We start from the raw sequence: 16,744 nt of genomic DNA on the forward strand, positions 1-16,744 counted from the left end.
CAGTCTTGGCCGCGCGTGCGGCGAAGGCAACCGTCGGCGCGCCGCGCTGGGAGCGGCGCGGCCGTTCGCCTACCATGGGCGGCTGTACGGACCGAAGGGAGCGCATGAGCATGCGTGTGTGGATCGATGCCGACGCTTGCCCGCGGGCGGCCCGGGATCTGGTGGTGAAATTCGCCCTGAAGCGCAAGTTCGAGGTGCTGCTGGTCGCCGGCCAGCCCCAGGTCCGGCCGGCCTTCGCCTGCGTGCGGCTGATCGTGGTGCCCAGCGGCCCGGATGCGGCCGACGACTACCTGGTCGAGCATGCGCTGCCCGGCGATCTGGTGATCTGCTCGGACGTGCCGCTGGCCGACCGGCTGGTCAAGCGGGGCGTGGCGGCGCTGGACCCGCGCGGGCGCGAGTTCGACGAGCGCAACATGGGTGAGCGCCTGGCGGTGCGCAACCTGTTCACCGACCTGCGCGAGCAGGGCCAGGTCGGCGGCGGCCAGGCGGCCTATGGCGACCGCGACCGCCAGGCCTTCGCCAATGCGCTGGATCGCCTGCTCAACGCGCTGGCGCGCAAGGCGCCCTAGGCGGTCAGGCCAGCTCCAGCACCCGGTCGACCAGCTTGTTGATCCCGCTGGCCGCCTCGGCCAAGGTCTTGGCCAGCATGTAGGCCGGGGTGGTGACCAGCTTGTGCGGTGCATCGACGACGATCTCGTCCACTGCGCAGTCGACGTGCTCGGCGCCCATGCTGCCCAGGGTCGCGGCGGTGTCCGGGTCGTGGCCTATGGTGCACTGCACGCCGGCGCCGAAGATGCGCGTGGCCATGGCCGGGGCGATGCACATCAGGCCGACCGGCTTGTGCGCCGCGGCGAAGCCGCGCGCGGCGCGCAGCACGTCCGACTGCACGGTGCAGCTGGCGCCCTTGAAGGCGAAGTCGGAGAGGTTCTTCGCCGCGCCGAAGCCGCCGGGGATCACCAGGGCGTCGAAGTCGGCGGGGTCCAGCTCGGCCACGTCGCGGATCTGCCCGCGGGCGATGCGCGCCGCCTCGACCAGCACGTTGCGGTTCTCGGTCATTTCCGCGCCGGTCAGGTGGTTGATCACGTGGTGGTGGGGCATGTCCGGCGCGAAGCACTGCACCTGGGCGCCGCGCTGGCTGAGGCGCAGCAGGGCGATCACGCTTTCGTGGATCTCGGCGCCGTCGTAGACGCCACAGCCGGAGAGGATCACGGCGACCTTCTTGCTCATTGCGGGTTCTCCTTGCAGATGTGCACGGCCGCGGCACTGCCGGGCGGCGCGAGCGGAATGGGCCTGCTGCAATCCTAGCCGCAAGCGGGGTGCGGCGGCCACGCGCAAGTGGTCGGGGCGGGGGCAAAGGGCTAATGTAGGGCTCTGCAGCAACGTCGGGTTGCGCTGAGACAGGGCGCGCGCGGTGTTCTGTTCGTCATAATCGCCCCATAGACTGTCAAGCTGTGCCCGTTCCCGGGCTCTGGAGTGCGCCGTGAGCTTTACCCCCGCCAATCGCCTGTTCCCCGCCACCCGCCTGCGCCGCAATCGCCGCGACGACTTCTCGCGCCGTCTGGTGCGCGAGAACCGGCTGGGCGTCGACGACCTGATCCTGCCGGTGTTCGTGCTGGAGGGCGAGAACCGCCGCGAGCAGGTCGAGTCGATGCCGGGGGTCGAGCGCCTGTCCATCGACCTGCTGCTCGAGGAGGCCGAGGAGCTGGTGGCTCTGGGCATTCCGGCTCTGGCGCTGTTCCCGGTGACCCCGGCGGAGAAGAAGTCGCTGCTCGCCGAGGAGGCCTGGAACCCCGAGGGCCTCGCCCAGCGTGCCACCCGTGCCCTGCGCGCGCGCTTCCCCGAACTCGGCATCATCACCGACGTGGCCCTCGATCCCTTCACCACCCACGGCCAGGACGGCATCCTCGACGCGCGTGGCTACGTGCAGAACGACGTCACCGTCGACGCCCTGGTGCGCCAGGCGCTGTCCCATGCCGAGGCCGGCGCCCAGGTGGTGGCGCCCTCGGACATGATGGACGGGCGCATCCAGGCGATCCGCGAGGCGCTGGAGCTGGCCGAGCACGGCAACGTGCGGATCATGGCCTACTCGGCCAAGTACGCCAGCGCCTACTACGGCCCGTTCCGCGACGCGGTCGGCTCGGCGGGCAACCTCAAGGGCGGCAGCAAGGAAACCTACCAGATGGACCCGGCCAACGCCGACGAGGCCCTCCACGAGGTGGCCCTCGATCTCGCCGAAGGCGCCGACATGGTGATGGTCAAGCCGGGCATGCCCTACCTGGACATCCTGCGCCGGGTGAAGGACGAGTTCCGCGCGCCGACCTTCGTCTACCAGGTCAGCGGCGAGTACGCCATGCACATGGCGGCGATCCAGAACGGCTGGCTGTCCGAGGCGGTCATCCTCGAGTCTTTGGTCGCGTTCAAGCGCGCCGGGGCCGATGGCATCCTCACCTACTTCGCCAAGCGCGCGGCCCAACAGCTGAAGCAGGGCTGAAGACCCTGCAGGACACAACGGAATGAATACCCACGGATCCATCGACCAAGAACTGCCGGAAACGCCGGCGACCCCCGCCGAACTGGCAGCGCCGGACAGCGCCGCGCCGCTCGACGACGCTCCCGTCGCGGTCGTCGCCGAAGACGCCCCGGCGGTGCCGAGCCTCGACGACAGCAGCCTGTACATCCACCGCGAACTGTCCCAGCTGCAGTTCAACATCCGCGTGCTGGAGCAGGCGCTGGACGAGTCCACGCCGCTGCTCGAGCGCCTGAAGTTCCTGCTGATCTTCTCCAGCAACCTCGACGAGTTCTTCGAGATCCGTGTCTCCGGGCTGAAGAAGCAGGTCACCTTCGCCCGCGAGCTGGCCGGCGCCGACGGCCTGCAGCCGCACCAGGCGCTGGCGCAGATTTCCGCGGTGGTCCACGAGCAGGTGGCGCGCCAGTACGCGATCCTCAACGAGGTGCTGCTGCCGGCGCTGGAGAAGCACCAGATCCGCTTCATCCGCCGGCGCCACTGGACCACCAAGATCAAGGCCTGGGTGCGCAAGTATTTCCGCGAGGAAATCGCGCCGATCATGACGCCGATCGGCCTCGACCCGACCCACCCGTTCCCCCTGCTGGTCAACAAGAGCCTGAACTTCATCGTCGAGCTGGAAGGCATCGACGCCTTCGGCCGCGACTCGGGCCTGGCGATCCTGCCGGCGCCGCGCCTGCTGCCGCGGGTGATCCGCATCCCCGAGGAAGTCGGCGGCACTGGCGACAACTTCGTGTTCCTCTCCTCGATGATCCACGCCCACGCCGACGACCTGTTCCACGGCATGAGCGTCAAGGGCTGCTACCAGTTCCGCCTGACCCGCAACGCCGACCTGTCGGTGGATGCCGAGGACGTCGAGGACCTGGCCCGCGCGCTGCGCGGCGAGCTGTACTCGCGGCGTTTCGGCGACGCGGTGCGCGTCGAGGTGGCCGACAACTGCCCGCAGCACCTGGTCGACTACCTGCTCAAGCAGTTCGGCCTGTCCGAGTCGGAGCTGTACCGGGTCAACGGTCCGGTCAACCTGACCCGGCTGTTCTCGATCACCGGTCTGGAGAGCCAGCGCGAGCTGCAGTACGCGCCGCTGACCCCGGTGATTCCCAAGCTGCTGCAGAGCAGCGACAAGCTGTTCAACGTGGTCGGCAAGCAGGACGTGCTGCTGCTGCACCCCTTCGAGTCGTTCACCCCGGTGGTCGACATGCTGCGCCAGGCCGCCAAGGACCCCCATGTGCTGGCGATCAAGCAGACCCTGTACCGTACCGGCGCCAACTCGGAGATCGTCGACGCGCTGGTGGAAGCGGCGCGCAGCGGCAAGGAAGTCACCGCGGTGATCGAGCTGCGCGCGCGCTTCGACGAGGAGTCCAACCTGGCCCTGGCCAGCCGCCTGCAGCAGGCCGGTGCTGTGGTGATCTACGGCGTGGTCGGTTTCAAGACCCACGCCAAGATGATCCTCATCCTGCGCCGCGAGAACGGCGAGCTGGTGCGCTACGCCCACCTGGGCACCGGTAACTACCACGCCGGCAACGCCCGTCTGTATACCGACTACAGCCTGCTGACCTCCGACGAGGTGCTCTGCGAGGACGTCTCCAAGCTGTTCGACCAGCTGATCGGCATGGGCAAGACGCTGCGGATGAAGAAGCTGCTGCATGCGCCCTTCACCCTGAAGAAGACCCTGCTCGACATGATCGCCCGCGAGGCGCAGTTCGCCAGCGAGGGCAAGCCTGCGCATATCATCGCCAAGATCAACTCGCTGACCGACCCCAAGGTGATCAAGGCGCTGTACAAGGCCAGCCAGTGCGGGGTGAAGATCGACCTGATCGTGCGCGGCATGTGCTGCCTGCGTCCGGGCATCCCCGGGGTGTCGCACAACATCCAGGTGCGCTCGATCATCGGCCGCTTCCTCGAGCACACCCGCGTCTACTACTTCCTCAACGGCAGCGACGAGCAGATCTACCTGGCCAGCGCCGACTGGATGGAGCGCAACCTCGACAAGCGGGTGGAGACCTGCTTCCCGCTGGAAGGCAAGAAGCTGATCGGGCGGGTCAAGAAGGAGCTGGAAGCCTACCTGGCCGACAACACCCAGGCCTGGGTGCTGCAGACCGACGGCAGCTACCAGCGCCTGCAGCCGACCGGCAACCAGAATCCGCGCAACGCCCAGGCGCTGATGCTGGAGAAGCTCAACAGCACACCGCTGTCGGCGCGCTGAGCCGACACGGGCGGCAAACGAAAGGGGCGGCTCCTCGCGGGGCCGCCCCTTTTCTGTCGCCGGTCCGGACTCAGCGGCCGCTGAGGCTGTAGCCGACCCGCGCCAGCCACTGCGCCTCGGCGGCGATGTCGGCCTCGGTCAGCGGGTTGGCCGCCAGCCAGCCGGGCGGGAACACCGCCTCCAGGCTGCGCGGGCCGACCACGAACTCCACCTCGGGCATTTCCTGCATGCCGCGGATGTGGTGGAACAGGATGGCGAAGCGCAGCACGATGCACAGGCGTACCAGCTTGTCGCCTTCCTCGCCGAATTCGGCGAAGCGCTCCACCGGGATGTTGCGCCGGTGGCCGCGCACCAGCAGGGCGAGCATCTGCTGGTCGATGCGCGAGAAGCCGGCCAGGTCGGCGTGTTCGAGGATGTAGGCGCCGTGCTTGTGGTAGTGGTAGTGGGCGATGTCCAGACCGACCTCGTGGACCCGCGCCGCCCAGCCGAGCAGCTCGCGGTGCCAGTCGTCGTTGAGGCCCCAGGCCGCGCCGACCTTTGCGAGGATCGACTGCGCCTTGGCCTCGACCCGCGCGGCCTGCTCCAGGTCCACGTGGCAGCGCTCCATCAGCGCCGACAGGGTGCGCTCGCGCACGTCCTCGTGGCTCTGCCGGCCGATCATGTCGTAGAGCACGCCCTCGCGCAGGGCGCCCTCGGTGTGCTGCATCGACTGGATGTCCAGGGCGTCGAAAGTCGCCTCGAGGATCGCCAGGCCGGCCGGCAGGATGCCCTGGCGCTCCGGCTTGACGCCGTCGATGGCCAGGGCGGCGAGGCTGTCGGCCTTGAGGATCTTGCGCTTGAGCCAGGCCAGTCCGGCCGGGGTGATCTCGCCGTTGCTCTGCCCGGCGGTCTTCAGCGCCTGGCCGATGGCGCGGATGCTGCCGGAGGAGCCGATCGCCTCGGCCCAGCCGTGCCTACGGATCGCCTGCTCGAAGCCCATCAGCTCCAGGCGCGCCGCGGTGTAGGCCTGGGCGTAGCGTGCCAGACTCAGCTTGCCGTCGGCGAAGAAGCGCTTGGTATAGCTGACGCAGCCCATCTGCTGGCTCTCGCGCAGCAGCGAGTCGAAGCGCTCGCCGATGATGAACTCGGTGCTGCCGCCGCCGATGTCCACCACCAGACGCTTGCCGCCGGCATCCGGCAGGCTGTGGGAGACGCCCAGGTAGATCAGGCGCGCTTCCTCGCGGCCGGAGACCACCTCGACCTGGTGGCCGAGCAGCTCCTCGGCGCGGCGGATGAACACCGCGCGGTTGCGCGCCTCGCGCAGCGCGTTGGTGGCGACGATGCGCACCGCGCCCTGGGGCAGGCCGTTGATCAGCTGGGCGAAGCGGCGCAGGCAGTCGAGGCCGCGGGTCATCGCCGCCTCGTCGAGGTTGCGCTGCTCGTCGATACCTGCTGCCAGCTGCACCTTCTCGCCGAGCCGCTCCAGCAGGCGGATTTCGCCCTGGTCCACGCGGGCCAGCACCATGTGGATGCTGTTGGAGCCGATGTCGATGGCGGCGATCAGCGGGAAGGCTTCGGCGGGGGTATGCGGCATGCTGGGAAGGTCTCGCGGAAAAACGACAGAATTCTGCAATCATAGAGCAAAGCAGGCGACGGCAGGATGACAGTATCGCGCGCCGTCCGGCCGGGCGGGCGGCGGCGCCTTTCGATTGGCGGCGAGTGGGGCTATCATGGCCGCCTTCATTTCGCAGACGAGTCGCGGAGAATCCCCCATGAGCGAATTCATCACCAACGTCACCGACGCCAGCTTCGAGCAGGACGTGCTCAAGGCCGACGGTCCGGTCCTGGTCGACTACTGGGCCGAGTGGTGCGGTCCGTGCAAGATGATTGCCCCGGTGCTGGACGAGATCGCCAAGGACTACCAGGGCAAGCTCAAGGTCTGCAAGCTGAACATCGACGACAATCAGGACACCCCGGCCAAGTTCGGCGTGCGCGGCATCCCGACCCTGATGCTGTTCAAGAACGGCAACGTCGAGGCCACCAAGGTTGGTGCGCTGTCCAAGTCGCAACTGGCGGCCTTCCTCGACAGCAACATCTGAGTCGAACAGGCGAAAAAACCCCGTTCCCGGCGGGGTTTTTTGCCTCTGCATGCTGGACTCTGCCGCAACGGCAGTGGTAAATTCGGCCCGCAACCCGCTTCCGGTTGCCTCCCGCACGCCGTCGCCGACGCATCTCGTTCCGAGCATTCCGATCAGGCTTTCGCAGCGATCCTGCCGTCTTCCTGCGGCGCGGCTCCCCAAGCTCAACGCTTTCCTCTCGCATACCTGCACGTCATCCTATGAATCTGACCGAACTCAAGCAAAAGCCGATTCCCGAACTGCTGGAAATGGCCGACCAGATGGGCCTGGAGAACATGGCCCGGTCGCGCAAGCAGGACATCATCTTCGCCCTGCTGAAGAAGCATGCGAAAAGCGGCGAGGAGATCTCCGGTGACGGCGTGCTGGAGATCCTCCAGGACGGCTTCGGCTTCCTGCGCAGCGCGGATTCCTCCTATCTGGCCGGCCCGGACGACATCTACGTCTCGCCCAGCCAGATCCGCCGCTTCAACCTGCGCACCGGCGACACCATCGTCGGCAAGATCCGTCCGCCCAAGGAAGGCGAGCGCTACTTCGCGCTGCTCAAGGTTGACACCATCAACTTCGACCGCCCGGAGAACGCCAAGAACAAGGTCCTGTTCGAGAACCTGACTCCGCTGTTCGCCAACAAGCGCATGAAGATGGAGGCCGGCAACGGTTCCACCGAGGACCTCACCGGCCGGGTGATCGACCTCTGCGCACCGATCGGCAAGGGCCAGCGCGGCCTGATCGTCGCCCCGCCGAAGGCGGGCAAGACCATCATGCTGCAGAACATCGCCGCCAACATCACCCGCAACAACCCCGACTGCTACCTGATCGTGCTGCTGATCGACGAGCGTCCCGAGGAAGTGACCGAGATGCAGCGCACCGTGCGCGGCGAAGTGGTCGCCTCGACCTTCGACGAGCCGCCGGCCCGTCACGTGCAGGTCGCCGAGATGGTCATCGAGAAGGCCAAGCGCCTGGTCGAGCACAAGAAGGACGTGGTCATTCTGCTCGACTCCATCACCCGTCTGGCGCGCGCCTACAACACCGTGATCCCCAGCTCCGGCAAGGTGCTCACCGGCGGTGTCGACGCCCACGCCCTGGAGAAGCCCAAGCGCTTTTTCGGCGCCGCGCGCAACATCGAGGAGGGCGGCAGCCTGACCATTCTCGCCACCGCGCTGGTCGACACCGGCTCGAAGATGGACGAGGTGATCTACGAGGAGTTCAAGGGCACTGGCAACATGGAGCTGATCCTCGACCGCCGCGTCGCCGAGAAGCGCGTGTTCCCGGCGATCAACATCAACAAGTCGGGCACCCGCCGCGAAGAGCTGCTGACCGGCGAGGAAGAGCTGCAGCGCATGTGGATCCTGCGCAAGATCCTCCACCCGATGGACGAGATCGCCGCCATCGAGTTCCTCCTCGACCGTCTCAAGGACACCAAGACCAACGAGGAATTCTTCCAGTCGATGAAGCGCAAGTAAGGCTTCTCCCTGGCAGCAGCGACGACGGCCGGCATTCCCGGCCGTTGTCGTTTGCGCCGTCCGGCGGCGCTGCGGCGCGGCGCCCGGTGTGGTTCCGACGACCGCCATTCGGCGCTAGACTGGCCGCCCTTCGCATCATCCCGAGGCTCAAGCATGCAGTACCGCGACCTGCGCGATTTCATCCGCGGCCTGGAGGCGCGCGGCGAGCTCAAGCGCATCCAGGTGCCCATCTCCCCCGTGCTGGAAATGACCGAGGTCTGCGACCGCACCCTGCGCAAGGGCGGCCCGGCGCTGCTGTTCGAGAACCCCACGGGCTTCCAGATGCCGGTGCTCGGCAACCTGTTCGGCACGCCGAAGCGGGTTGCGCTGGGCATGGGCGCCGAGGATGTCGGCGAGCTGCGCGAGATCGGCAAGCTGCTGGCCTACCTCAAGGAGCCGGAGCCGCCCAAGGGCTTCAAGGATGCCTGGAGCAAGCTGCCGCTGCTGAAGAAGGTCGTCAGCATGGCGCCCAAGGTGCTCAGGGACGCCCCCTGCCAGGAGGTGGTGGTCGAGGGCGACGAGGTCGACCTCGGCAAGATTCCGGTGCAGCACTGCTGGCCGGGCGACGCCGCGCCGCTGATCACCTGGGGCCTGACCATCACCAAGGGGCCGAACAAGGAGCGGCAGAACCTCGGCATCTACCGTCAGCAGGTGATCGGCCGCAACAAGGTGATCATGCGCTGGCTGAGCCACCGCGGCGGTGCGCTGGACTTCCGCGAGTGGTGCCAGAAATACCCGGATCGCCCCTACCCGGTGGCTGTGGCGCTGGGCGCCGATCCGGCGACCATCCTCGGCGCGGTCACCCCGGTGCCGGACACCCTATCCGAGTACGCCTTCGCCGGCCTGTTGCGCGGCTCGCGCACCGAACTGGTCAAGGCCATCGGCTCCGACCTGCAGGTGCCGGCCTATGCGGAGATCGTTCTGGAAGGCCACATCCATCCCAGCGAGACGGCTCCGGAAGGTCCCTACGGCGACCACACCGGCTACTACAACGAGGTGGATACCTTCCCGGTATTCACCGTCGAGCGCATCACCCAGCGCAGGAACCCGATTTACCACAGCACCTACACCGGCCGCCCGCCGGACGAGCCGGCGATCCTCGGCGTCGCCCTCAACGAGGTGTTCGTGCCGATCCTGCAGAAGCAGTTCCCGGAGATCGTCGACTTCTACCTGCCGCCGGAAGGCTGCTCCTACCGCATGGCGGTGGTGACCATCAGGAAGCAGTATCCCGGCCACGCCAAGCGGGTGATGCTCGGCGTGTGGAGCTTCCTGCGCCAGTTCATGTACACCAAGTTCGTCATCGTCACCGACGACGACATCGATGCCCGCGACTGGAACGACGTGATCTGGGCGATCACCACGCGTATGGACCCCTCGCGCGACACCGTGCTGATCGACAACACGCCGATCGACTACCTGGACTTCGCCTCGCCGGTATCCGGGCTGGGTAGCAAGATGGGCCTGGACGCCACCCACAAGTGGCCGGGCGAGACCGACCGCGAGTGGGGGCGGGCGATCGAGCGCGATCCGGGCGCGGTGGCGCGGGTCGATGCGCTGTGGAGCCAGCTGGGCCTCGACTGACGCCGGGCGGCCTCAGCGCAGGGCGAGCACCGCCTGCCACTGCGCGGCGTCCACCGGCATCACCGACAGGCGGCTGCCCTTGTGCACCAGGGGCAGCTCGGCCAGCGCCGCGCAGGCCTTCAGGCGCGGCAGGCCGATCAACTCGTCGAACACCTCGACGCACTCGACGTCCAGCGCACTCCACGGGTTGCGCGCGGCACTGGCCTTGGGGTCGAAGTAGGGGCTCTGCGGGTCCAGCGCGCTGGGGTCGGGATAGGCCGGCGCGAGGATTCGCCCGACGCCGGCGATCCCCGGCCGCGGGCAGCTGGAGTGGTAGAAGAAGAACAGCTCGCCGGCCTGCATGGCGCGCAGGAAGTTGCGCGCCTGGTAGTTGCGCACCCCGTCCCAGCGCGTCCGGCCGAGACGGCGCAGGTCCTTGATCGACAGTTCGTCGGGTTCCGATTTCATCAGCCAGCAGGGCATAGCGAGGCTTCCTGTGCGGGGCCCGGCGCACGCGGGCGCGCAGGCGATGGACGGTGTGGCGGGCAAATTGCAAGGCCCGCGGGCTTGGCGGAGAATGGCGCGCCCTGCCAGGTTACCGGCAGGTTCGTGAGCGTTTGGCCTGGAAGGAGGAGGCGCCGGATGAAGCGCAAGCCCGATGTGTTGTGGGTGCTGGTCATTCTGTTCGGTCTGGGGCTGGTGACCACCGGCTATGCCCAGAGCCAGTGGATGGCCCAGGAGCCGCCGCCGCTGCACGGCGAGCTGCCGCACTGAGCGGCGTCGCGTCCCTTCACGCCTGCCCGTCGAGGTCAGGGCGGCAGCCGCGGAACCAGCCACGGTCGCTGACCGTGGCATGCAGCGGCACATCCCAGCTTTCCAGCGGCAGGCGGTCGACCTGCTGACAGGCGTGCGCCAGACCGAGCAGCAGCGGTTTCTGCCAGTTCGGGTGGCGCAGGCGGTAGGCCAGCGCGCGGTCGTAGAAGCCGCCCCCCATGCCCAGGCGTCCGCCGCGGGCGTCGAAGCCGACCAGCGGCAGCAGCAGCAGATCCAGGGTCCAGGGCTTGCGCTGGCGGTGCGCCTGCGGGCGCGGTTCGGCGATGCGGAAGCGGTTGCGGCGCAGCGTCTCGCCGTTATCGACGCGCTGGAACAGCATGCGGGTGCGTGGCCAGCGCGCCAGCAGCGGCAGGTAGACGCGCTTGCCGCGGCGCAGCGCTTCGCGGTGCAGCAGCGCCGGATCGATCTCGCCGTCGTTGGGCAGGTACAGGGCCAGGTGGCGGGCGCGGCGGAACAGCGGATGCTGGGCCAGCTGGCGGTACAGGGCGCGGGCGGCCTGGCGTTGCTCGGCCGGGGTCAGGGCGCGGCGTCGCTCGCGCAGCTGGCGGCGCAGGGCAGGGCGGGAGAGCTGCTCGGCGTGGATCATTGGGCGAAGGCTCCGGTCGGATGCGGCAGGGCGCGGGCCGGAGCGGGGCAGGACGGGGCGATGTGCCCGGGACGGTCGCGAGCCCGGCGGGCGCCGGATTCGGCTGACTGGGTGGAACGACTCCCCGAAGTGCCGCTGTCGGTGTGGCCCTTGAACCCGAAAGTTCAAGGTGGAGGCTGCAGGAAGCGTTAAGGCTTTCCGTCGAGCGGACATGCGCACCGGCTTCGAATTGCAGCCCCCGGGCTAAGTGAATCGGCTCAGGGACGTAACCGACTGGCCAACACACCAGGGAGCTGGGAGGGAGTTTACCGCAAACGCCGGGCTTGTCACCCCTGGCGTGGCGTTGTCTGGGCCGTGTCCGGCGGGACGTCCTGCAGGGCGCGGTCGACCTTCTCCAGCAGCGCGCGGACCCGCTCGCGGGTTTCGCCGTCGGCCGGCGCGGCCTTGGCCTGGCACTGCAGGAGCTCGTGGGCGATGTTCAGCGCCGCCAGCACGGCGATGCGCTCGGCGCCGATCACCCGGCCGCCGTTGCGGATCTCGCGCATCTTGCTGTCCAGGTAGCGTGCGGCGCTCTCCAGGTTGCCGCGTTCCTGGGGCGGGCAGGCGATCGGATAGTCCTTGTCGAGGATCTGCACGGTGACGGCATGCGGCAATGTCATGGGTCCTGCTCCAGGGCTGTGAGACGCGAAATGACCGATTCGACCGTCTGGCGCGCCCGTTGTTGCCGTTCGAGCAGGCGCGCCCGTTCCTCGCGCCACTGCAGCTCGCCTGCGCGCAGGCGCAGGTTCTCTTCGCGCAGGCGGTCGTTCAGGCGGATCAGCTGGTCGAGCTTCGCCGCGAGGAGGGTGAGGTCGTCGTCTGCCATGGGCTCTCGCTGGGCGCGCAAAGGGCGCGCCGAATATACAGGATGACGGGCTGGCCCGCCCGCTCCGGGCGGCCGGCGTCGATGGTCTTGGGCCGGCTGGCGGTGCTAGGATTGTCCCCCGATTCTAGTCATCCGCTCCCGGTGCCGCCTAGCTGCCATGACCTCTTCCGCATCCGCCTATTCCGCCTTCGCAGCGCTGCTGAGCAGCGCCGGCCAGTCCATTTCCCCCGCCGAACTGCACGGCCTGCTGCTCGGGCGCACCTGCGCCGGCGCCGGCTTCGCGGTCGAGCCCTGGCTGGCGGCGGCGGCCGAGCTGCTCGACAGCGCCCCCGACGAGCGCCTGCGCCAGGCTCTGGGCGGCCTGCAGGCGATGGTCAAGAGCGAACTGGAGGCCGGCGAGCTGTCGCTGGTGCTGCTGCTGCCCGCCGACGAGGCGCCGCTGGCCGAGCGCACCGCGGCCCTCGGCCTGTGGTGCCAGGGCTTTCTCGCCGGTTTCGGCCTCACCGCCCGCGAAGGCGCGCTGTCCGCCGAAGGCCGCGAGGTGCTCGAGGATCTGGCGGCCATCGCACGCATCGAGGAGGCGCTGGAGGAGTCCGAGGACGCCGAGAGCGACTACATGGAAGTGATGGAATACATGCGCGTCGCGCCGCTGCTGCTGTTCAACGAGAGCGGCGGGCTGGGCGCTGCCGCGCCGGCCGCCGACGCCAAGCCGTCCGTGCATTGATCGCCGAGGAAAACCGCCGATGACCCGCATCCCGTCGTCCGAGTATGCCCGCCGCCGCCAGGCACTGATGGCGCAGATGGCGCCGGGCAGCATCGCCCTGCTGCCGGCCGCCGCGCAGCAGCTGCGCAACCGCGACGTCGAGCACGTCTACCGCCAGGACAGCGACTTCCAGTACCTGAGCGGCTTTCCCGAGCCCGAGGCGGTGCTGGCGCTGATTCCCGGCCGTGCCGAGGGCGAGTACGTGCTGTTCTGCCGCGAGCGCAATCCCGAGCGCGAGCTGTGGGACGGCCTACGCGCCGGACAGGCCGGCGCGCTGCGCGACTACGGCGCCGACCAGGCGTTCGCCATCGACGAGATCGACGAGATCCTCCCCGGCTTGATCGAGGGCCGTTCGCGGGTCTACTACGCCCTGGGCGCCAGCGCCGAGTTTGATCGCCAGCTGGTCGGCTGGCTGTCCAGCATTCGCAGCCGCGCCCGCCAGGGCGCCACGCCGCCGGGCGAGTTCGCCGCGCTCGACCAGCTGCTGCACGAGATGCGCCTGATCAAGAGCGAGGCGGAAATCGCCGTGATGCAGGCCGCCGCGGAGATTTCCGCGCGCGCCCACGTGCGCGCCATGCAGGCCAGCCGCGCCGGCCTGTACGAATACCACCTGGAAGCCGAGCTGGACTACGAGTTCCGCAAGGGCGGAGCGAAGATGCCGGCCTACGGCTCGATCGTCGCCGCCGGGCGCAACGCCTGCATCCTCCACTACCGCGAGAACGACGCCGAGTTGCGCGACGGCGACCTGGTACTGATCGACGCCGGCTGCGAGATCGACTGTTACGCCAGCGACATCACGCGCACCTTCCCGGTCAACGGGCGCTTCTCCGTCGAGCAGCGGGCGATCTACGAGCTGGTGTTGGCCGCCCAGGCCGCCGCCTGCGCCGAGATCGCCCCCGGCAAGCATTGGAATCAGGCCCACGAGGCCAGCGTGCGAACCATCACCGCCGGGCTGGTGGAGCTGGGCCTGCTCGCCGGCGAGGTCGAGGCGCTGATCGCGGCCGAGGCCTACAAGCCGTTCTACATGCACCGCGCCGGCCACTGGCTGGGCATGGACGTCCACGACGTCGGCAACTACAAGGTCGGCGGCGCCTGGCGCGCACTGCAGCCGGGCATGGTGCTGACCGTCGAGCCGGGCATCTACATCGCTCACGACAACGCCGCCGTCGAGCCGCGCTGGCGCGGCATCGGCGTGCGCATCGAGGACGACGTGGTGGTGACCGCCGAAGGCTGCCGGGTCCTCACCGGCGGCGTGCCGAAGACGGTCGCCGAGATCGAGGCGCTGATGGCTGCCGCGCGCAGCCCGGCGGCCTGAGCATGGCGGCCCCCGAGCACGCCGGTCGCGGCCGGATCGCCATCGTCGGCGGCGGTCTGGTCGGCGCCAGCCTGGCGCTGGCCCTGCTGCAGGGCGGCGCCCACGAACGCGGCTGGCGGATCAGCCTGATCGAGCCGCATGCCCCCGGCGACGGCTTCCAGCCCAGCTACGACGCGCGCTGCTCGGCGCTGGCCTGGGGCACCCGGCTGATCTACGAGCGCCTCGGCCTGTGGGCGGCGATCGCCGCGCGCGCCGAGCCGATCACCCGCATCCATGTCTCCGAGCGCGGCCGCTTCGCCGCCACCCGGCTGAGCGCCGCCGAGGAAGGCGTGCCGGCGCTGGGCTACGTGGTGGAGAACGCCTGGCTCGGCCACTGCCTGTGGCAGCGCCTGCAGGGCGTGCCCGGCCTCGACTGGCACTGCCCGGCACGGGTGGCGCAGGCCCGGGCCCAGGCCGGCGGCTACCGCCTGACCCTCGACGACGGCAGCCCGCTGGACTGCGAGCTGCTGGTGCTGGCCGACGGCGGGCGTTCCGAGCTGCGCACCCAGTTGGGCATCCATGTACGGCGCACGCCCTACGGGCAGACCGCGCTGATCGCCAACCTCACGGCCGAGCGGGGCCACGGCGGCGAAGCCTTCGAGCGCTTCACCGCAGACGGCCCGATGGCCCTGCTGCCGATGGCCGAGCGGCGCTGCGCGCTGATCTGGACCCGCCCCGAGGCGGATGCCGAGCGCCTGCTGGCGCTGGACGAGCGGGCCTTCCTCGCCGAGCTGCAGGCGGTCTTCGGCTATCGCCTCGGCGCCCTCGGCCGGCTCGGCGCGCGGCATGCCTATCCGCTGGCGCTGCTGGAGGCCGAGGAGCAGGTGCGCAGCCATCTGGTGGTGATCGGCAACGCCGCCCACGGCCTGCACCCGATTGCCGGGCAGGGCTACAACCTGTCCCTGCGCGACGTCGTGGCGCTGGCCGACAGCCTGCTGCGAAGCGATGCCGGGCTCGGCGAGCTGGCCGGCCTGCAGCGCTACCTGGACGGCCAGCGCCTCGACCAGACGCTGACCGTGGGCTTCTCCGACCGGGTCACCCGGTTGTTCTCCAACGCCCGCACGCCGCTGGCGCAGGCCCGCGGCCTCGGCCTGCTGGGCATGGAGCTGTGCCCGCCGGCGCGCCACGCCTTCGCCCGCCAGGCCATGGGCCTGGGTACCCGGCCCTGAGCCGACTTCCTTCGAGACGCGAGCGCCCGGCAGGGCAAGGAGCAGCGCAGATGCACGCAGATCTGATCATCGTCGGCGCCGGCATGGTCGGCAGCACCCTGGCGCTGGCCCTGGAGGGCAGCGGCCTGCGCGTCCTGCTGCTGGACGGCGGTGCGCTGGAGGCGGCGCCGTTCGCCGCCGGACAGCCCTTCGAGCCGCGAGTCAGCGCGCTGTCCGAGGCCAGCCGGCGGATTCTCGCCCGGCTCGGCGCCTGGGACGGCATCCTCGCCCGGCGCGCCACGCCCTACACCGCCATGCGGGTGTGGGACGGCTCGGGCACCGGGCAGATCGACTTCCGCGCCGCCAGCGTGCATGCCGAGGTGCTCGGCCACATCGTCGAGAACCGCGTGGTGCAGGACGCCCTGCTCGAACGGCTGCAGGCATCGACGGTCGAGCTGTGGCCGCAGGCGCGCCTGGAGCAGCTGCGGCGCAGCGCCGACGGCTGGCTGCTGACCCTCGCCGACGGCCGCCAGCTGCGCACTCCGCTGCTGGTCGCCGCCGACGGCGCGCGTTCGGCGGTGCGCCAGCTGGCCGGCTGCGCGACCCGCGAGTGGGACTACCTGCATCACGCCATCGTCACCAGCGTGCGCTGTGCGCAGCCCCACCAGTCCACCGCCTGGCAGCGCTTCACCGACACCGGTCCGCTGGCCTTCCTGCCGCTAGAGCGCGACGGCGACCGCCACTGGTGCTCGATCGTCTGGTCCTGCCCGCCGGCGCAGGCCGAGCAACTGATGGCGCTGGACGACGGCACCTTCGCCGCCGCACTGACCCGGGCCTTCGAAGCGCGCCTGGGCGCGGTGCTGGAGGTCGACCCGCGGCTGTGCCTGCCGCTGCGCCAGCGTCACGCCAAGCGCTACGTGGAGCCGGGACTGGCGCTGATCGGCGACGCCGCGCACAGCATCCACCCGCTGGCCGGGCAGGGCGTCAACCTCGGTTTCCTCGATGCCGCGACCCTCGCCGAGGTGCTGCTGCACGCCCACGGGCGTGGCGAACGGCTGGCCGGGCAGCGTGTGCTGGGCCGCTTCGAGCGCCGGCGGATGCCCGCCAACCTGGCGATGATGGCGGCGATGGAAGGTTTCGAGCGGCTGTTCCAGGCCGACGACCTGGCCCTGCGCTGGCTGCGCAACGCCGGCCTGCGGCTGATGGACGGCCATCACCTGGCCAAGGGCCTGTTCGTGCGTCAGGCGCTCGGCCTGTCCGGCGACCTGCCGGCGCTGGCGCATGCCTGAGG

Annotated in this window: 17 protein-coding genes and 1 other RNA gene; 11 read left to right on the forward strand and 7 right to left on the reverse strand. The window is 69.6% G+C overall.

The window, feature by feature from the left end:
• Nucleotides 1-110 precede the first annotated feature (110 nt).
• Nucleotides 111-569: a YaiI/YqxD family protein gene (locus tag BLU22_RS06035; RefSeq protein WP_090216301.1), complete on the forward strand. Its 459-nt coding sequence runs from the start codon at nt 111-113 to the stop codon at nt 567-569.
• Nucleotides 570-573: 4 nt separating this feature from the next.
• Here BLU22_RS06035 and elbB read toward each other — a convergent pair whose 3' ends face one another.
• Complete coding sequence (gene elbB, locus BLU22_RS06040) at nt 574-1,227, reverse strand: isoprenoid biosynthesis glyoxalase ElbB (protein ID WP_090212902.1); 654 nt, start codon at nt 1,225-1,227, stop codon at nt 574-576.
• 253 nt (nt 1,228-1,480) lie between these two features.
• Here elbB and hemB point away from each other — a divergent pair, with 253 nt between their 5' ends.
• Complete coding sequence (gene hemB / locus BLU22_RS06045; RefSeq protein ID WP_090212904.1) at nt 1,481-2,491, forward strand: porphobilinogen synthase; 1,011 nt, start codon at nt 1,481-1,483, stop codon at nt 2,489-2,491.
• A gap of 22 nt (nt 2,492-2,513) precedes the next feature.
• Nucleotides 2,514-4,727, forward strand: a complete 2,214-nt coding sequence (gene ppk1, locus BLU22_RS06050) for a polyphosphate kinase 1 (RefSeq protein WP_090212905.1) — start codon at nt 2,514-2,516, stop codon at nt 4,725-4,727.
• A 70-nt stretch (nt 4,728-4,797) separates the two neighbouring features.
• Here ppk1 and ppx read toward each other — a convergent pair whose 3' ends face one another.
• Complete coding sequence (gene ppx, locus BLU22_RS06055) at nt 4,798-6,300, reverse strand: exopolyphosphatase (RefSeq protein WP_090212907.1); 1,503 nt, start codon at nt 6,298-6,300, stop codon at nt 4,798-4,800.
• Between the two features lie 178 nt (nt 6,301-6,478).
• Between ppx and trxA the strand changes: the two genes are divergently transcribed.
• The 3 genes from trxA to ubiD all read left to right on the forward strand — a co-directional run bounded on the left by trxA (nt 6,479) and on the right by ubiD (nt 9,924).
• A complete protein-coding gene (gene trxA / locus BLU22_RS06060) occupies nt 6,479-6,805 on the forward strand; it encodes a thioredoxin TrxA (protein ID WP_090212908.1) in 327 nt (108 codons plus the stop codon).
• Nucleotides 6,806-7,044: 239 nt separating this feature from the next.
• Nucleotides 7,045-8,304: a transcription termination factor Rho gene (gene rho, locus BLU22_RS06065; RefSeq protein ID WP_090212910.1), complete on the forward strand. Its 1,260-nt coding sequence runs from the start codon at nt 7,045-7,047 to the stop codon at nt 8,302-8,304.
• A gap of 153 nt (nt 8,305-8,457) precedes the next feature.
• On the forward strand, nt 8,458-9,924 hold the full coding sequence (ubiD, locus tag BLU22_RS06070; protein WP_090212911.1) for a 4-hydroxy-3-polyprenylbenzoate decarboxylase: 1,467 nt from the start codon (nt 8,458-8,460) through the stop codon (nt 9,922-9,924).
• A 12-nt stretch (nt 9,925-9,936) separates the two neighbouring features.
• On the opposite strand, the gene BLU22_RS06075 is transcribed toward ubiD, so the two are convergent.
• Nucleotides 9,937-10,386 carry an EVE domain-containing protein gene (locus BLU22_RS06075; RefSeq protein ID WP_090212913.1) on the reverse strand — a complete coding sequence of 150 codons (450 nt, stop codon included), beginning with the start codon at nt 10,384-10,386 and terminating at the stop codon, nt 9,937-9,939.
• A gap of 159 nt (nt 10,387-10,545) precedes the next feature.
• Here BLU22_RS06075 and BLU22_RS15380 point away from each other — a divergent pair, with 159 nt between their 5' ends.
• Nucleotides 10,546-10,677 (forward strand): hypothetical protein, encoded by a 132-nt coding sequence (locus BLU22_RS15380; protein ID WP_269457642.1) that lies wholly within the window; start codon nt 10,546-10,548, stop codon nt 10,675-10,677.
• A 16-nt stretch (nt 10,678-10,693) separates the two neighbouring features.
• Here the strand turns inward: BLU22_RS15380 and BLU22_RS06080 are convergent, their stop codons facing one another.
• From BLU22_RS06080 to BLU22_RS06095, 4 genes are all read right to left on the reverse strand, one after another.
• Nucleotides 10,694-11,323: a 5-formyltetrahydrofolate cyclo-ligase gene (locus BLU22_RS06080; RefSeq protein WP_090212915.1), complete on the reverse strand. Its 630-nt coding sequence runs from the start codon at nt 11,321-11,323 to the stop codon at nt 10,694-10,696.
• A gap of 117 nt (nt 11,324-11,440) precedes the next feature.
• A non-coding RNA gene (ssrS, locus tag BLU22_RS06085) (6S RNA) lies at nt 11,441-11,618 on the reverse strand.
• Nucleotides 11,619-11,649: 31 nt separating this feature from the next.
• Nucleotides 11,650-11,982, reverse strand: coding sequence for a cell division protein ZapA (locus BLU22_RS06090; RefSeq protein ID WP_090212916.1), 333 nt, complete (start codon nt 11,980-11,982; stop codon nt 11,650-11,652).
• Nucleotides 11,979-12,188 (reverse strand): TIGR02449 family protein, encoded by a 210-nt coding sequence (locus BLU22_RS06095; protein WP_090212918.1) that lies wholly within the window; start codon nt 12,186-12,188, stop codon nt 11,979-11,981. Before BLU22_RS06095 ends, BLU22_RS06090 begins: the two co-directional genes overlap by 4 nt.
• Before the next feature lie 157 nt (nt 12,189-12,345).
• Between BLU22_RS06095 and BLU22_RS06100 the strand changes: the two genes are divergently transcribed.
• The 4 genes from BLU22_RS06100 to BLU22_RS06115 are packed head-to-tail and all read left to right on the forward strand — an operon-like array spanning nt 12,346 to nt 16,742.
• The gene (locus tag BLU22_RS06100) at nt 12,346-12,912 is read left to right on the forward strand and encodes a UPF0149 family protein (protein ID WP_090212920.1); all 567 of its coding nucleotides are present in this window, start codon (nt 12,346-12,348) and stop codon (nt 12,910-12,912) included.
• Between the two features lie 19 nt (nt 12,913-12,931).
• Nucleotides 12,932-14,266, forward strand: coding sequence for a Xaa-Pro aminopeptidase (gene pepP / locus BLU22_RS06105; protein WP_090212922.1), 1,335 nt, complete (start codon nt 12,932-12,934; stop codon nt 14,264-14,266).
• Between the two features lie 2 nt (nt 14,267-14,268).
• The gene (gene ubiH / locus BLU22_RS06110; protein WP_090212924.1) at nt 14,269-15,474 is read left to right on the forward strand and encodes a 2-octaprenyl-6-methoxyphenyl hydroxylase; all 1,206 of its coding nucleotides are present in this window, start codon (nt 14,269-14,271) and stop codon (nt 15,472-15,474) included.
• Nucleotides 15,475-15,524: 50 nt separating this feature from the next.
• A complete protein-coding gene (locus BLU22_RS06115; protein ID WP_090212925.1) occupies nt 15,525-16,742 on the forward strand; it encodes a 2-octaprenyl-3-methyl-6-methoxy-1,4-benzoquinol hydroxylase in 1,218 nt (405 codons plus the stop codon).
• The last annotated feature ends 2 nt before the right edge of the window (nt 16,743-16,744 follow it).

This window comes from Pseudomonas guangdongensis (assembly GCF_900105885.1).
GTDB classification, from domain to species: Bacteria; Pseudomonadota; Gammaproteobacteria; order Pseudomonadales; family Pseudomonadaceae; genus Geopseudomonas; species Geopseudomonas guangdongensis.

What these genes read in the sequence shown, in the direction of transcription:
- pepP (WP_090212922.1), top strand. Translation starts at nt 12,932, where the DNA reads ATGACCCGCATCCCGTCGTCCGAGTATGCCCGCCGCCGCCAGGCACTG.
- ubiD (WP_090212911.1), top strand. Translation starts at nt 8,458, where the DNA reads ATGCAGTACCGCGACCTGCGCGATTTCATCCGCGGCCTGGAGGCGCGC.
- BLU22_RS06115 (WP_090212925.1), top strand. Translation starts at nt 15,525, where the DNA reads ATGCACGCAGATCTGATCATCGTCGGCGCCGGCATGGTCGGCAGCACC.
- rho (WP_090212910.1), top strand. Translation starts at nt 7,045, where the DNA reads ATGAATCTGACCGAACTCAAGCAAAAGCCGATTCCCGAACTGCTGGAA.
- elbB (WP_090212902.1), bottom strand. Translation starts at nt 1,227, where the DNA reads ATGAGCAAGAAGGTCGCCGTGATCCTCTCCGGCTGTGGCGTCTACGAC.
- BLU22_RS06095 (WP_090212918.1), bottom strand. Translation starts at nt 12,188, where the DNA reads ATGGCAGACGACGACCTCACCCTCCTCGCGGCGAAGCTCGACCAGCTG.
- ppx (WP_090212907.1), bottom strand. Translation starts at nt 6,300, where the DNA reads ATGCCGCATACCCCCGCCGAAGCCTTCCCGCTGATCGCCGCCATCGAC.
- BLU22_RS06075 (WP_090212913.1), bottom strand. Translation starts at nt 10,386, where the DNA reads ATGCCCTGCTGGCTGATGAAATCGGAACCCGACGAACTGTCGATCAAG.
- ubiH (WP_090212924.1), top strand. Translation starts at nt 14,269, where the DNA reads ATGGCGGCCCCCGAGCACGCCGGTCGCGGCCGGATCGCCATCGTCGGC.
- BLU22_RS06035 (WP_090216301.1), top strand. Translation starts at nt 111, where the DNA reads ATGCGTGTGTGGATCGATGCCGACGCTTGCCCGCGGGCGGCCCGGGAT.
- BLU22_RS06080 (WP_090212915.1), bottom strand. Translation starts at nt 11,323, where the DNA reads ATGATCCACGCCGAGCAGCTCTCCCGCCCTGCCCTGCGCCGCCAGCTG.
- trxA (WP_090212908.1), top strand. Translation starts at nt 6,479, where the DNA reads ATGAGCGAATTCATCACCAACGTCACCGACGCCAGCTTCGAGCAGGAC.
- BLU22_RS06090 (WP_090212916.1), bottom strand. Translation starts at nt 11,982, where the DNA reads ATGACATTGCCGCATGCCGTCACCGTGCAGATCCTCGACAAGGACTAT.
- BLU22_RS06100 (WP_090212920.1), top strand. Translation starts at nt 12,346, where the DNA reads ATGACCTCTTCCGCATCCGCCTATTCCGCCTTCGCAGCGCTGCTGAGC.
- ppk1 (WP_090212905.1), top strand. Translation starts at nt 2,514, where the DNA reads ATGAATACCCACGGATCCATCGACCAAGAACTGCCGGAAACGCCGGCG.
- BLU22_RS15380 (WP_269457642.1), top strand. Translation starts at nt 10,546, where the DNA reads ATGAAGCGCAAGCCCGATGTGTTGTGGGTGCTGGTCATTCTGTTCGGT.